General features: G+C 61.3%; 15 protein-coding genes. All 15 read right to left on the reverse strand.

Annotation, left to right across the window (positions count from 1 at the left end; all coding sequences use genetic code 11):
* Window positions 1-11 precede the first annotated feature (11 nt).
* Window positions 12-800 carry a protein phosphatase CheZ gene (locus P7A97_RS04760; protein WP_277688801.1) on the reverse strand — a complete coding sequence of 263 codons (789 nt, stop codon included), beginning with the start codon at window positions 798-800 and terminating at the stop codon, window positions 12-14.
* Window positions 801-819: 19 nt separating this feature from the next.
* On the reverse strand, window positions 820-1,194 hold the full coding sequence (locus P7A97_RS04765; RefSeq protein WP_178091816.1) for a chemotaxis response regulator CheY: 375 nt from the start codon (window positions 1,192-1,194) through the stop codon (window positions 820-822).
* An 80-nt stretch (window positions 1,195-1,274) separates the two neighbouring features.
* Window positions 1,275-2,018, reverse strand: a complete 744-nt coding sequence (fliA, locus tag P7A97_RS04770) for an RNA polymerase sigma factor FliA (protein ID WP_277688802.1) — start codon at window positions 2,016-2,018, stop codon at window positions 1,275-1,277.
* Window positions 2,015-2,848, reverse strand: a complete 834-nt coding sequence (gene fleN / locus P7A97_RS04775; RefSeq protein ID WP_277688803.1) for a flagellar synthesis regulator FleN — start codon at window positions 2,846-2,848, stop codon at window positions 2,015-2,017. Before fleN ends, fliA begins: the two co-directional genes overlap by 4 nt.
* 96 nt (window positions 2,849-2,944) lie before the next feature.
* Window positions 2,945-4,267 (reverse strand): flagellar biosynthesis protein FlhF, encoded by a 1,323-nt coding sequence (gene flhF / locus P7A97_RS04780; protein WP_277688804.1) that lies wholly within the window; start codon window positions 4,265-4,267, stop codon window positions 2,945-2,947.
* A 12-nt stretch (window positions 4,268-4,279) separates the two neighbouring features.
* Window positions 4,280-6,409 carry a flagellar biosynthesis protein FlhA gene (gene flhA, locus P7A97_RS04785; protein WP_277688805.1) on the reverse strand — a complete coding sequence of 710 codons (2,130 nt, stop codon included), beginning with the start codon at window positions 6,407-6,409 and terminating at the stop codon, window positions 4,280-4,282.
* A 188-nt stretch (window positions 6,410-6,597) separates the two neighbouring features.
* The gene (gene flhB, locus P7A97_RS04790) at window positions 6,598-7,734 is read right to left on the reverse strand and encodes a flagellar biosynthesis protein FlhB (RefSeq protein ID WP_277688806.1); all 1,137 of its coding nucleotides are present in this window, start codon (window positions 7,732-7,734) and stop codon (window positions 6,598-6,600) included.
* A 12-nt stretch (window positions 7,735-7,746) separates the two neighbouring features.
* Window positions 7,747-8,523 (reverse strand): flagellar biosynthetic protein FliR, encoded by a 777-nt coding sequence (gene fliR / locus P7A97_RS04795; protein ID WP_277688807.1) that lies wholly within the window; start codon window positions 8,521-8,523, stop codon window positions 7,747-7,749.
* Window positions 8,523-8,792 (reverse strand): flagellar biosynthesis protein FliQ, encoded by a 270-nt coding sequence (fliQ, locus tag P7A97_RS04800; protein WP_277688808.1) that lies wholly within the window; start codon window positions 8,790-8,792, stop codon window positions 8,523-8,525. Before fliQ ends, fliR begins: the two co-directional genes overlap by 1 nt.
* A gap of 11 nt (window positions 8,793-8,803) precedes the next feature.
* Window positions 8,804-9,589, reverse strand: a complete 786-nt coding sequence (gene fliP / locus P7A97_RS04805) for a flagellar type III secretion system pore protein FliP (RefSeq protein WP_277688809.1) — start codon at window positions 9,587-9,589, stop codon at window positions 8,804-8,806.
* On the reverse strand, window positions 9,589-10,023 hold the full coding sequence (gene fliO, locus P7A97_RS04810) for a flagellar biosynthetic protein FliO (protein WP_277688810.1): 435 nt from the start codon (window positions 10,021-10,023) through the stop codon (window positions 9,589-9,591). Before fliO ends, fliP begins: the two co-directional genes overlap by 1 nt.
* 4 nt (window positions 10,024-10,027) lie before the next feature.
* Window positions 10,028-10,504, reverse strand: coding sequence for a flagellar motor switch protein FliN (gene fliN, locus P7A97_RS04815; protein WP_277688811.1), 477 nt, complete (start codon window positions 10,502-10,504; stop codon window positions 10,028-10,030).
* 72 nt (window positions 10,505-10,576) lie between these two features.
* A complete protein-coding gene (gene fliM, locus P7A97_RS04820; protein WP_277688812.1) occupies window positions 10,577-11,548 on the reverse strand; it encodes a flagellar motor switch protein FliM in 972 nt (323 codons plus the stop codon).
* 12 nt (window positions 11,549-11,560) lie between these two features.
* Window positions 11,561-12,097: a flagellar basal body-associated protein FliL gene (fliL, locus tag P7A97_RS04825; protein WP_277688813.1), complete on the reverse strand. Its 537-nt coding sequence runs from the start codon at window positions 12,095-12,097 to the stop codon at window positions 11,561-11,563.
* A gap of 204 nt (window positions 12,098-12,301) precedes the next feature.
* Entirely contained in the window at window positions 12,302-13,582 is a 1,281-nt protein-coding gene (locus P7A97_RS04830; protein ID WP_277688814.1) for a flagellar hook-length control protein FliK, read from the reverse strand.
* Window positions 13,583-13,622 lie beyond the last annotated feature (40 nt).

Below are 13,622 nucleotides of genomic sequence, written 5' to 3' on the forward strand. Positions count from 1 at the left end.
CTGTTAGAGCCCTAAAAACCAAGGCTGGATAGCAGATCGTCAACATCGTCCTGGCTGGAGGCGACGTCTTCACGCTTATCGGCATGAATCTGCGGACCTTCACCCTTGGAAGGCTCTTTTTGTTGTTCTTGCTCGGCACGCAGCTGCTGATGGTCATGCTGGATGCCGGCGAAACGATCAACGTGGCTGGCCATCAGAACCAGTTTGAGCAGGTTACTCTCGACCTCGGTCACCAGCTGCGTCACGCGCTTAATCACCTGCCCGGTCAGATCCTGATAGTCCTGCGCCAGCAGAATATCGTTGAGCTGGCCCGACAGCTTCTGGCTGTCGCGCTCGCTACGAGCGAGGAACAGCTCGATGCGCTTGGCTAGATCACGGAAGGCATCGGCGCCCATTTCCCGGCGCATGAACTTGCCCCAGTCGGCAGAAAGGCCTCTGGCCTCGTCGCCGAGATCGTTGACCAGCGGTGCACTCTGTTCGACCAGATCCATCGTGCGATTGGCTGCTTTCTCCGTCATCTGCACGACATAGGACAACCGCTCAGTGGCATCGGTGATCTGCGAGATCTCCTTGGCCTCTGGCATGCGCGGGTCGATCTGGAAGTTGACTATTGCGTTGTGCAACTCGCGGGTGAGCTTGCCGACCTCTTGGTACAGACCATGATCGCGCGCTTTGTTGAGCTCATGGATCAGCTGCACCGCCTCGCCGAACCGGCCCTTTTCCAGGCTTTCGACGAGCTGAGTGGCATGGACTTTCAGGGTCGACTCGAGTTCGCCCAGAGAGGAATCATCGTTTGCCATAGCGCCCTCGCGGCGAACATCAGCCGTTAACTCGTTCGAAGATCTTCTCGATCTTCTCCTTCAGTACCTGGGCCGTGAACGGCTTGACCACATAGCCGTTTACACCGGCCTGGGCCGCCTCGATGATCTGGTCGCGCTTGGCTTCGGCGGTCACCATCAGCACCGGCAGGGTTTTCAGGCGCTCATCAGCACGCACCGCGCGCAGCAGATCGATCCCAGTCATACCGGGCATGTTCCAGTCGGTCACCAGGAAGTCGAAGCTGCCGCTTTGCAGCATCGGCAGAGCCGTTACGCCATCATCAGCCTCGGCGGTGTTGGTGAACCCCAGATCGCGCAGGAGGTTCTTGATGATCCGTCGCATCGTCGAAAAATCATCAACGATGAGGATTTTCATGTTCTTGTCCAAGTCAGACCTCCGTACAGTCCTAAACGCCTGCGTATACACAGGCGCCGCAAATCATGGAATCGGTGGATTCAGTTGGCACGCCACTCGCCAAGCCGAGCCCGCAGACGCGCGGCGCACTGGCTATGCAACTGGCTGACCCGGGATTCGCTGACCCCCAGTACTTCACCGATTTCCTTCAAGTTCAGTTCTTCATCGTAATAAAGCGCCAGGACCAGACGCTCTCGCTCCGGCAGGTTGGCAATGGCATCGGCCAAAGCTGCCTGAAAGCGCTCGTCTTCCAGACCGTGCAGAGGCCCACCGTGGCTGCTGGCATCTTCGTGCAGACCACCGTGCTCGCCGTCCTGAACAAGGTCGTCGAAGCTGAACAGGCGGCTGCCCAAAGTGTCGCCAAGAATGCCGTAGTAATCCTCGAGACTCAATTGGAGTTCGGCCGCAACTTCTTGATCTTTAGCGTCTCTTCCCGTTCGAGCCTCAATTACCCGGATGGCGTCGCTGACCATACGGGTATTGCGGTGTACGGAACGAGGTGCCCAGTCGCCCTTGCGCACCTCGTCAAGCATGGCGCCGCGGATGCGAATGCCGGCATAGGTTTCGAAGCTGGCACCTTTGCCGCCATCGTATTTTTTTGACGCTTCCAGCAGACCGATCATGCCGGCCTGGATCAGGTCATCCACCTGCACACTAGCTGGCAAGCGTGCCAAGAGGTGATATGCGATTCGCTTGACCAGAGGCGCATAGCGCTCGATCAGCTGATGTTGAGAGTCCTGGGCCTGCGCCTTGTTGTACATGCGAAGTCCACTGGCTGCTGTCATACAGTCGTCCCCGCGATCGGCTGCTGCACCAGACGCTCAACGAAAAACTCCAGATGGCCGCGCGGATTGGCCGGTAGTGGCCAGGTGTCGACTTTCTGGGCGATCGCCTTGAACGCCAGTGCGCATTTCGAGCGCGGGAAGGCTTCATATACCGCGCGCTGTTTCTGCACGGCTTTGCGGACGGACTCGTCGTAGGGAACGGCGCCTACGTACTGCAAAGCCACATCGAGGAAACGGTCGGTTACCTTGGTCAGCTTAGCAAAGAGATTGCGACCTTCCTGCGGGCTATGAGCCATATTGGCCAGCACGCGGAAACGGTTCATGCCGAAGTCGCGGTTGAGCAGCTTGATCAGGGCATAGGCGTCGGTAATCGACGTCGGTTCGTCGCACACCACCACCAACACTTCCTGAGCGGCGCGCACGAAACTGACCACACCATCGCCAATACCGGCCGCGGTATCAATCACCAGCACATCAAGGTTGTCGCTGATGTCGCTGAAGGCCTGAATCAAACCGGCATGCTGCACAGGCGACAACTGCACCATGCTCTGGGTACCGGAAGCGGCGGGCACGATACGGATGCCGCCGGGCCCTTGGAGCAGCACGTCCTTGAGATCGCACTCACCGTTGATCACGTCGGCCAGGGTGCGCTTCGGGGTCAGGCCGAGCAGCACATCGACGTTGGCCAGGCCCAGGTCGGCGTCCATCAGCATGACCCGGCGCCCGAGGTCAGCCAGGGCCAGCGACAGATTCACCGACACGTTGGTCTTGCCGACGCCGCCCTTGCCGCCAGTTACCGCGATCACCTGTACGGGATGCATACTACCCATGTTCTTCTCTTACCTTGTCTTGCCGGTCTGGGCTGGTCGGGCAACTACACCGACCCTTTCCTACACACTAGAACGCCTTGAGCGCTATCGCCTGCCCTATCCCACGCGCCGCTCTGGGTGGTGGTAAAGGCCGGCGAACATATCCGCCATGGCTTCCTCGCTCGGATCTTCCGCAGTTTGCAGGCTAACGGCACGACTCACCAGCTGGTGACTACGCGGCACCTGAAGATCATCCGGAATTTTCGGCCCATCAGCCAGATAGGCTACCGGTAGATGCTGGCTGATAGCCAGCCCCAATGCTTCGCCGAGGCTGGCCGTCTCGTCCACCTTGCTCAGGATGCAGCCGGCCAGACCACAGCGCTTGTAGCTGTGGTAAGCCGCCTTGAGCACCTGTGCCTGGCTGGTGGCAGCCAGCACCAGATAGTTCTTCGCCTGCACGCCACGGGCCGCCAGGCTTTCCAGCTGCAGGCGCAGGGCCGGGTCATTGCCGGGCAGGCCTGCGGTATCAACCAGTACCACGCGCTTGCGGGACAGAGGAGCCAGGGCCTGAGACAGCGACTGACCAGGCTCAACCTGAGTCACCGGCACATTGAGGATGCGGCCAAGAGTCTTGATCTGCTCCTGGGCGCCAATGCGGAAGCTGTCCATGCTGACCAGGGCAATGCTCTGCGGGCCGTATTTCAGCACATAACGTGCAGCCAGCTTGGCCAGGGTCGTGGTCTTGCCCATGCCGGCCGGGCCGACCAGCGCAATCACCCCACCCTCCTCCAGCGGCTCCACTTTCGGGGTTTTGACCGCATGGGCCAGGTGTGCCAGCAGCATGCGCCAGGCCTGGCGCGGCTCGGCAACATTGGCCACCCGCTCCAGCAGGCTCTTCGACAGATCCGCCGGCAGCCCCATACGCTGCAGGCGACGCCACAGGTTGGCCTGCTGCGGCTTGCGATTCTGCATCTGCCCCCAGGCGATGGAGCCCAGCTGCACCTCGATCAGTTCACGCAAGCCATGCAACTCGAAGCGCATGGCATCCAGCGCGCGCTGGTCGACTGCAGCGCTGCCGGGCATGACCGGCGACTGCGCCGTTACCGGACGTTGCGCCTTGACTGCAGTAGCCGGCAGCTCAGGGGCAATCAACGATTCGTTGGCGAACAGCTGGCGGTCCTTTCGCTCATCAGCCACTGCACGGGTGGCCAGTTCGGCCTGGGCATGGGCGATCTTCGCCTGGGTCTTGCGCAGCTCGGCTTCGAGCTCCGGGTTGGGCTGGCGGGCAGGTACAACCGGCTGGTAGTCCAGTGCAGCGGTCAGCTCCACACCACCCGCCACACGGCGGTTGCCGATGATCGAGGCATCGGCGCCCAGTTCATCGCGCACCAGTTTCATGGCGGTACGCATATCGGCTGCGAAGAAGCGTTTGACTTGCATGGCTTAGCGCCCTCAGTTCTGGCCGACCGTAGCGACGATCGTGACCTGCTTGTTGTCCGGTATTTCCTGGTAAGCCAGTACATGCATGCTCGGTACCGCGAGGCGCGCAAAACGCGACATCATCGCTCGAACCGGGCCGGCTACCAGCAGAATCACCGGTTTGCCGAGCATTTCCTGGCGCTGCGCCGCATCCACCAGGGAGCGCTGCAGCTTCTCGGCCATGCCGGGTTCGAGGAGGATGCCGTCCTCGGAGCCCTGACCGGCCTTCTGCAAGCTATTCAGCAATAACTGTTCCAACCTGGGCTCCAAGGTGATCACAGGCAGCTCCGCCTCTAGTCCCACAATGCTTTGCACGATGGCGCGCGACAGTGCGACGCGCACCGCTGCCACCATGGCGGCGGGATCTTGACTCTTTCCGGCCACGTTGGAGATCGCCTCGGCAATGCTGCGGATATCACGTACCGGCACCTGTTCCTGCAGCAGGGTCTGCAACACCTTGAGCAGCGTGGACAGCGAGATCATGCCCGGCACCAGCTCCTCGGCCAGCTTGGGCGAGCTCTTGGCCAGCAATTGCAGGAGCTGTTGGACTTCCTCGTGACCGAGCAGCTCATGCGCGTGCTTGTGCAAGACCTGGTTGAGGTGCGTGGCGACCACGGTACTGGCGTCCACCACGGTATAACCGAGGGACTGGGCCTGATCACGCTGGCTTGGATCGATCCACACCGCCTCCAGGCCGAACGCCGGATCCTTGGCGGCAATGCCGTTGAGCGTGCCGAACACCTGGCCAGGATTGATCGCCAGCTCACGCTCCGGATACACCTCGGCCTCAGCCACGCTGACGCCCATCAGGGTCAGGCGATAGGCATTGGGCAGCAGATCCAGGTTGTCGCGGATATGCACCGAGGGCATCAGAAAGCCCATCTCCTGGGACAGCTTCTTGCGCACCCCCTTGATCCTCGCCAGTAACTGGCCACCCTGATTGCGGTCGACCAGCGGGATCAGGCGATAGCCCACCTCCAGACCGACCATATCCACCGGCGTCACGTCATCCCAGCCCAGCTCCTTGACCTCCTGGGCCTTCTGCGCCGGCAGCAGTTCCTGCTGGCGCTGTACTTCACGCACCTCGGCTTCCTTGGTCTTGCGCTGCTTGTGCGCAATCCAGTAGGCCGCACCGGCTGCCGCCAGGCCCAGGCTGATGAAGGAGAAATGCGGCATGCCCGGCACCAGACCCATGGCGATCATGATGGCCGCAGCCACGGCCAAGGCTCGCGGCGAGGCAAACATCTGCCGACCTACCTGCTGGCCCATGTCCTCGGAGGTCGAGACGCGAGTCACCATGATGGCGGCAGCAGTCGACAGCAGCAGCGAGGGAATTTGCGCCACCAGGCCGTCACCGATGGTCAGCAGGGTGTAAATCCGCCCGGCCTCGGAAAACGCCAGATCGTGCTGTGCAACGCCGATGGCGATACCGCCGATCAGGTTGATGAACAGAATCAGCAGGCCGGCGATTGCATCGCCACGAACGAACTTCGAAGCACCGTCCATGGAGCCGTAGAAATCGGCCTCCTGCGCCACTTCGCTACGCCGCTTCTTGGCCTCTGCCTGATCGATCAGGCCAGCGTTTAGATCAGCGTCGATGGCCATCTGCTTGCCCGGCATCGCATCCAGGGTGAAACGCGCGCTCACCTCGGAAATCCGCCCGGCACCCTTGGTGACCACCACGAAGTTGATGATCATCAGGATGGCGAACACCACGATACCGACCACGTAGTTGCCGCCGATCACCACCTCGCCGAACGCCTGGATCACCTTGCCCGCAGCATCGTGGCCATCCTGGCCATTGAGCAGCACCACGCGCGTGGAGGCAACGTTAAGCGCCAGACGCAGCAAGGTGGCGGCCAGCAGAACCGTTGGGAAAACGGCGAAGTCCAGCGGGCGCAGGGCGTAGATCGCCACCAGCAGAACGACGATGGACAAGGCAATGCTGAAGGTGAACAACACGTCGAGCAGGAACGGCGGGATCGGCAGCATGACCATGGCCAGCATGACCAGCAGCAGCAACGGAATACCCAGATTGCCCTGGCGCAGCCCCGCCAGATTGCTGCGTACATCTCCGATGATTTGCGCCCGATCTACTGCCACGTCCCTACCCCAGCCGATTCAATCTTTTGACGCGAAGCTGCGCCCTAACGGGGTAATGGCAAGAAGCGTTCCAGAACGCCCAGAACAGACAGACAACCTCCAGATCAGGGTGCGCTACGCCGATGCCCAGCGCTTCAAGCGAGCCAACTCTGCTGCCGCCTGGAGTCCGCTATGCGGTTGTAGCCGTTCTATTCGTCGCGGCGCAGATCTGCGGGAATCGGCAGGTCCGGCAGCGGCCCCGGACGTTTGCCCTTGCCGGCACGGAACTGCTTGAGTTGATAGACGTAGGCCAGCACCTGGGCCACGGCCAGGTAGAGGCCGGCAGGAATCTCCTGGTCCACCTCTGTGGAGTAGTACACCGCCCGCGCCAGCCCCGGCGACTCCAGCAATGTCACTTGATGCTCCTGGGCGATTTCGCGAATCTTCAGTGCCAGGAAGTCGCCACCCTTGGCTAGCAGTACGGGGGCATTGCCCTTGGCCGGGTCGTACTTGAGCGCCACCGCAAAGTGCGTCGGGTTGGTGATCACCACATCGGCTTCAGGCACCTGCTGCATCATTCGCCGCTCGGCCATCTGCCGCTGCAACTGGCGAATCTTCGACTTGACCTCGGGCTTGCCCTCACTGTCCTTGTACTCGTCGCGCACTTCCTGCTTGGTCATCATCAGCTTCTGCTTGGTATCCCAGAGCTGAAACGGCACATCCACCGCAGCGATCAGGATCAAGCCACAAGCCAGCCACAACAGGCTCCATCCCGTGACCCACATGGCGTGCAGAATGGCAGATTCGACCGGCTCGTTGGCGATAGCCATCAGATCGTCCTGATCTGACTTGAGGACCAGCAGCGCGACCATGAGGATGATCACAAACTTGGCCAGCGCCTTGAGCAACTCCACCAGGGCATGAGCCGAAAACATGCGCTTGAGCCCCTGCAACGGGTTCATGCGACTGAACTTGGGCAGCAACGCCTCACCCGAGAACAGCCAGCCGCCCAAGGCAATCGGACCGATGATGGAAGCAATCAGCAAGACGATGAGGAAGGGCTGCAGCGCCAGTAATGCATGCATGCCACTGCCCAATAGCTGCCGCGCCATGGCGCCCTCGTCCTGCAGCACCTCGCGCGGCAGAGAGAAATTGCCGCGCATCAAGCCCAGCATGGCGTCGCCCATATATGCCCCGAAGATCAGCAGCGCAGCGGCCCCGGCGAAGGTCACCGCCAGGGTGTTGAGCTCCTTGGAACGGGCGATCTGCCCTTTCTTGCGCGCCTCTTCCAGGCGCTTACTAGTGGGTTCCTCACTCTTGTCGGCGCCGCTTTCACTCTCAGCCATCGTTTGGCCTCCTCAGCGGACGCGCGCGAGTTCGCGCAGTTGTTGCAGGGCCTCGCTGGTGAACACCTGAAAGTGCGCGAGGAAATCGGAAAGGCCCAGCCAGAAGATCACCAACCCCAATACCAGCGTCAGCGGAAAACCGATGGAGAAGATGTTCAGCTGCGGCGCCGCACGGGTCATCACGCCGAAGGCCAGGTTGATGATCAGCAGCGCCGTGATCACCGGCAATGCCAGCAGCAGACCCGCGGCAATCACCCAAGCCAGCTTGCCGGCCAACTCCCAATAGTGCTCCACCAGCAGCCCACCTCCGACCGGCAGAGTCACAAAGCTTTCAGCCAGCACCTCGAACACGACCAGATGACCGTTCATGGCCAGAAACAGCAAGGTCACCAGCATCAGCAGAAACTGCCCGAGCACCGGCACCGACACGCCGTTGCTGGGGTCGACCATGGACGCAAAACCCAGCCCCATCTGCATGGCGATGATTTGCCCCGCCACTGCGAACAGATGAAAGTAGAGTTGCAGTAGAAAGCCGAACATCACCCCGATCAGCACCTGCTCGGCAATCAGCAGCATGGACTGCAGGCTGACCGAGTCCACCTGCGGCATGGGCGGCAGCGTGGGCACCAGCACCACACAAATGGCCAGCGCCAGATACAGTCGCACCCGCGCAGGCACCAACTGGGTGCCAATCACCGGCATGACCATGAGCATGGCGGCGATACGGAACAGCGGCAGGAGGAACTGGCCTACCCAGCCGCCGATCTGTGCGTTGGTCAGCTCCAGCATCAGCCGATCAACAACGGAATGTTCTGCACAAGCGTTTGGGTGTACTCCATCAGCTCGCGCACCAGCCATGGGCCGGCCCAGATCAGGGTGAGCAGCATGACCAACAGGCGCGGAATAAAACTCAACGTCTGTTCGTTGATCTGCGTGGCGGCCTGAAACATGGCGACCAACAGGCCAACCAGAAGGCTCGGCAACACCGTGAGGCCGACGATCAGTGCCGTCAGCCAGAGCGCTTCGCGAAACAGGTCAACAGCGACTTCCGGAGTCATCTTGGCGGCTCCTATATCGTCCCGAAACTGCCAGCCAGCGTGCCCATGATCAGGGCCCAGCCATCGACCAGAACGAACAGCATGATCTTGAACGGCAGGGAAATGATCAGCGGCGACAGCATCATCATACCCATGGCCATAAGGATGCTGGCCACCACCATGTCGATGATCAGGAATGGGATGAAGATCATGAAGCCTATCTGGAACGCGGTCTTCAGCTCGGAAGTGACGAACGCCGGAATCAGGATGGTCAGCGGCGCCGCCTCAGGACTCTGGATGTCGGTACGCTTGGACAGGCGCACGAACAGCTCCAGATCGGAGGCGCGGGTCTGCGCCAGCATGAACGTCTTGATCGGCCCCTCGGCGCGGCTGATCGCCTCTTGCGCCGGTAGCTGCTCGTTCAGATAAGGCTGCAGAGCATCCTGGTTAATCTTGTCGAACACCGGCGCCATGATGAACAGCGTCAGGAACAGCGCCAGGCCGATCAGGATCTGGTTCGAAGGCGTCTGCTGCAGCCCCAGGGCCTGACGCAGAATGGAGAACACGATGATGATCCGGGTGAAGCTGGTCATCAGCATGACGAACGCCGGGATGAAGCTCAGCGCCGTCATGATCAGCAGAATCTGCAGGCTGACCGAGTACTCCTGCTGCCCTTGCGCGTTGGTGCTCAGGGTGATGGCAGGAATCGACAGAGGATTGCTGCCCTGCTGAATCAGAGAATTGCCCGTCGGCGGGTCAGCGGCGAAAGCCAGCGAAGCACCCAGGCCAAGAACCAGCACCAACAACAAACGCAGCATCAGGATTTGTCCTTCTGGTCCTTGCCGAGCAACTCCATCAGGCGCTGGGCAAATTCAGGCGTGGCCGGCTCAGCATCCCCCAGGCTCACAGGCTCCCTGAGCACATGCAGCGGCGTGATGCGCCCGGCGCTGATACCCAGCAGAATCTGCTCGCCGCCAACCTGTACCAGCAACAGACGGTCACGCGGCCCTAGTGCCTGGCTGGCCACCAGCTTGATCGCCTGGTTGCCACGCGGGCCGATCTGCTGAACCCGGCGCAGTAACCAAGCCAACGCAAAAATCAGCGCCACCACCACCAGCAGGCCGAGCATCAACTGCACCAGCTGACTGCCGACATCCGTGCTCGCCAAGGGCGTAGTCGCCTGTGGCACCGACTGCTCTGCGGCCAGCAGACTCAAAGGCGCCAGAAACAGCACCGGCAAAAGTCGCTTCATGGCTTCAGCGCAGCTTCTTGATACGTTCGCTGGGACTGATCACGTCGGTCAGGCGGATGCCGAACTTCTCGTTGACCACCACTACCTCGCCATGGGCAATCAACGTGCCGTTGACCAGCACGTCGAGCGGCTCGCCCGCCAGACGATCAAGCTCCACGACCGAGCCCTGGTTGAGCTGCAACAGGTTGCGAATGCTGATCTCGGTGCTGCCCACTTCCATGGAGATGGATACCGGAATGTCGAGGATCACATCCAGGTTCGGGCCGTCCAGACTCACTGGGCCATTACCGGGCTTGGGTGCGGCGCCAAACTCTTCCATTTCCATGCGCGGCGCGGCCGGGGCAGCCGGTGCTCCCTGATTCATCAACGCATCGATATCATCCTGCCCGGCCGCATCGTCACCAGCTTCGGCCAGGGCAGCCGCCCACTCGTCTGCCAGGGCCTGTTCTTCTGGGCTGGTGCCTTCGTTTTCGTCTGCCATCACTCTACCTCGGCTGGCTGTCAGCATGCAGATCAGACAGTCTGGCCCGCCTGATCGTATGTATTCCCACGGTTAGCGCATGCGCTCCACGGGTTCGAGAATCTGCAGGGCCAGGTTGCCCTTGTGCGCCCCCAGTTTGACCTTGAAGGCCGGCACGCCATTGGCACGCATGATCATCTGTTCAGGCAATTCGACGGGAATCACATCGCCGGGCTGCATGTGCAGGATGTCGCGCAACTTGAGCTCACGGCGTGCCAGCGTGGCGCCCAGCGGCACATTGACGTCAAGGATGTCTTCGCGCAGAGCCTTGATCCAGCGCTCGTCCTGATCGTCCACATCGGACTGGAAGCCGGCATCGAGCATTTCGCGGATCGGCTCGATCATCGAATAGGGCATGGTCACGTGCAGGTCGCCGCCACCACCATCCAGCTCGATATGGAAGGTGGACACCACCACCACCTCGCTAGGGCTGACGATATTGGCCAGGGCCGGGTTCACTTCCGAGTTGATGTACTCGAAGTTGACATCCATGACGGCGTGCCAGGCCTCCTTGAGGTCAACGAAAGCCTGGTCGATGACCATGCGCACCACGCGCAGTTCGGTCGGGGTGAACTCGCGCCCCTCGATCTTGGCGTGGCGACCGTCACCGCCGAAGAAGTTGTCGACCAGCTTGAACACCAGCTTGGCATCGAGAATGAACAGCGCCGTGCCACGCAGCGGCTTCATCTTCACCAGATTGAGACTGGTCGGTACGTACAGCGAGTGCACGTACTCACCGAACTTCATCACCTGCACGCCACCGACCGCCACATCAGCCGAGCGGCGCAACAGGTTGAACATGCTGATACGGGTGTAACGGGCGAAACGCTCGTTGATCATCTCCAGGGTCGGCATGCGCCCCCGGACGATACGGTCCTGGCTGGTCAGGTCATAGCTTTTGACACTACCGGGATCGGCATCGTCGTCGGTTTCGACCAGACCATCGTCGACGCCATGCAGCAGCGCATCGATCTCATCCTGTGACAGCAGGTCTTGTACGGCCATGGTGTCTCCTGCCTACTGCAGCACGATATTGGTGAACAGCACCTGTTCGACCACGGTTTTACCAGTTTCCTTCTGCGCCAGTTCTTGCACGGCCGTAGTAGCCTGCTGGCGCAGCAGTTCCTTGCCGACCGGCGTCATCAAGGCCTCGAAGTCCTGACCGGAAAACAGCATGACCAGGCGGTTGCGCAGCAGCGGCATATGCACTTTTAGCGCCTCGAGATCTGCCTCGCTACGCGCCATCAGGGCGACGCTGACCTGCATGTAGCGCTGACGCCCCTGCTGCTTGAAGTTGACGACGAACGCCGGAGCAATGCTCTCGTAGATGGCTGGCTGCTTGACCGGCGCAGCCTCCTCGGCGTGTTCCTCAGCCTCAGGCTTTTCTTCCGAACCCTTGTCCTTGCCCAGAAAGAACAGCGTCGCACCGATCGAAATACCGACCGCCAGCAACAAGCCCACCACAATCAGGATGATGAGTTTGAGCTTGCCCTTGCCAGGCTTATCGCCGGCCCCGTCCGCAGCAGCTGGGTTGGGAGCTTGTTTCTTTGCCATGCCAAAAATCCGTCACCAAACAGTATTTTTTCTTCCGTCAAGGGCTTAGGAGCAAGTGTTATGCCACCTTGTAAACAAGGTAGTCGCTTCCGAGCCACCCGACACAGGCAGCCCGTATACCAAGGCAATGACCGCCTGTCACCCGAAAACGACAACGCCCGGTGATTGTCGCCACCGGGCGTTGTGCAGTTTGAGCGAAGAAAATCAGGCGTAGTAGTCAACCAGCCCTCGCGGAGCCGAGGCTGAGGGACTGCGTATCTCGCTTGTGCCCACACTCACCTCGTCAATGCCAGCCTCCGCCAATCCACGTCCGCCGGACTGCCGCCGCCCCTCCTCGGCTTCTCCCCGAGAGTTGTGCGCCATGGATTGGTCGGACACATTGACGTCGACCTGATTCATGCCCTGCTGGGCGAGCATCTCACGCAAGCGGTGGGCCTGCCCTTCCAGCTGATCACGCACATGGGCGTTGGGGCTGACGAAGGTGACCTGGGCAGCCTGGTCCTTGTTCAGCTCAATACGCACCTCCAGACGCCCCAGCTCGGCCGGATCGAGCTGGATCTCGGCCGATTTGAGGTTCTGGCTGGAAAGCCACATCACCCGGTCGACCACTCCCTCACTCATGCCGGCATGGGCTACCTGCAGCGGCTGACCAGGCACCAGAGGCAGGCGCTGGGCTGCCAAATTCTGCTGTCCGATGGCCTGACTGAGGGCACTCAGCTTGCTGGCAAACACCTCCGCCCGCGCCTCGGACTTGCTCTCACGCACTTCCGGCAGGCTTTCCATGCCGTCGCCCAGCAGCTCAAGCTCTAGCCCCTCGGTCTGCGGCTCATCACTGGGCATGGCCTCACCACTGAGCGCTGCCAGGGCATTGGCAAAGCCCGGCGTATTCGAACGCTCCGCTGCCACAGCGCCGGGGCTCAGTTTCTCTGCCGCCTTCTGAGCCTGCTCACCTACCTCCAACGCCAGCTTGACCCCCGCCAGGCTGTTGAGCAGGTCCAACTCGGGGTCATGACTGGCTTCGGTCAGGATCGCAGGGGCAGCACTCGCCGCCGGGGCCGTCGCCAAAGACTCGGCCAGGGCATCTGACGCAACGGCCGACTCAGCCTCCAGCGGCGCCGCACTATCGTCTGCAGCCTGCTGGCTGCCCAAGCCCATCAGCAGCAGTGGATCAATCGCCTCATCCGGCATACCTGGCTCATCGTCCGGCAAAGAATTGCCGCTATCGGCAACAGCAGGCTCCTCGGCTGCAGTATCGGCAACCGCAGCGTCGCCCGGGCGAGCGTCTTCGGTTTTCTCCTGGCTGGCCTTGGCACTGGCCTCCCTGCGCTCGGCAGCCTTGACCTGGCGCTCCTTGGCATAGACCTCGGCAAAGCTGGAGTCCCTGCTCTTACTGGGCTCCGGCTCATTGGCGGCGGGCTTAGTGGGGGCTGCCTTGGGCCGCACTTCGGGTGCGGACTGAAGCAGGAAATCGGGTGCAACGGACATGGGTACTCTCCGTCAGGGGGGATCGTACCGAAGCTAGAGC

Origin of the sequence: Pseudomonas sp. GOM6 (assembly GCF_029537485.1) — a bacterium.
GTDB lineage: Bacteria > Pseudomonadota > Gammaproteobacteria > Pseudomonadales > Pseudomonadaceae > Aquipseudomonas.

Coding starts and splice junctions, on each gene's coding strand:
- P7A97_RS04830 (WP_277688814.1), bottom strand. CDS start 13,582: ATGTCCGTTGCACCCGATTTCCTGCTTCAGTCCGCACCCGAAGTGCGG.
- fliQ (WP_277688808.1), bottom strand. CDS start 8,792: ATGACTCCGGAAGTCGCTGTTGACCTGTTTCGCGAAGCGCTCTGGCTG.
- fliA (WP_277688802.1), bottom strand. CDS start 2,018: ATGACAGCAGCCAGTGGACTTCGCATGTACAACAAGGCGCAGGCCCAG.
- fliM (WP_277688812.1), bottom strand. CDS start 11,548: ATGGCCGTACAAGACCTGCTGTCACAGGATGAGATCGATGCGCTGCTG.
- fliN (WP_277688811.1), bottom strand. CDS start 10,504: ATGGCAGACGAAAACGAAGGCACCAGCCCAGAAGAACAGGCCCTGGCA.
- fliP (WP_277688809.1), bottom strand. CDS start 9,589: ATGCTGCGTTTGTTGTTGGTGCTGGTTCTTGGCCTGGGTGCTTCGCTG.
- flhF (WP_277688804.1), bottom strand. CDS start 4,267: ATGCAAGTCAAACGCTTCTTCGCAGCCGATATGCGTACCGCCATGAAA.
- fliL (WP_277688813.1), bottom strand. CDS start 12,097: ATGGCAAAGAAACAAGCTCCCAACCCAGCTGCTGCGGACGGGGCCGGC.
- P7A97_RS04760 (WP_277688801.1), bottom strand. CDS start 800: ATGGCAAACGATGATTCCTCTCTGGGCGAACTCGAGTCGACCCTGAAA.
- fliR (WP_277688807.1), bottom strand. CDS start 8,523: ATGCTGGAGCTGACCAACGCACAGATCGGCGGCTGGGTAGGCCAGTTC.
- fliO (WP_277688810.1), bottom strand. CDS start 10,023: ATGAAGCGACTTTTGCCGGTGCTGTTTCTGGCGCCTTTGAGTCTGCTG.
- fleN (WP_277688803.1), bottom strand. CDS start 2,848: ATGGGTAGTATGCATCCCGTACAGGTGATCGCGGTAACTGGCGGCAAG.
- flhB (WP_277688806.1), bottom strand. CDS start 7,734: ATGGCTGAGAGTGAAAGCGGCGCCGACAAGAGTGAGGAACCCACTAGT.
- P7A97_RS04765 (WP_178091816.1), bottom strand. CDS start 1,194: ATGAAAATCCTCATCGTTGATGATTTTTCGACGATGCGACGGATCATC.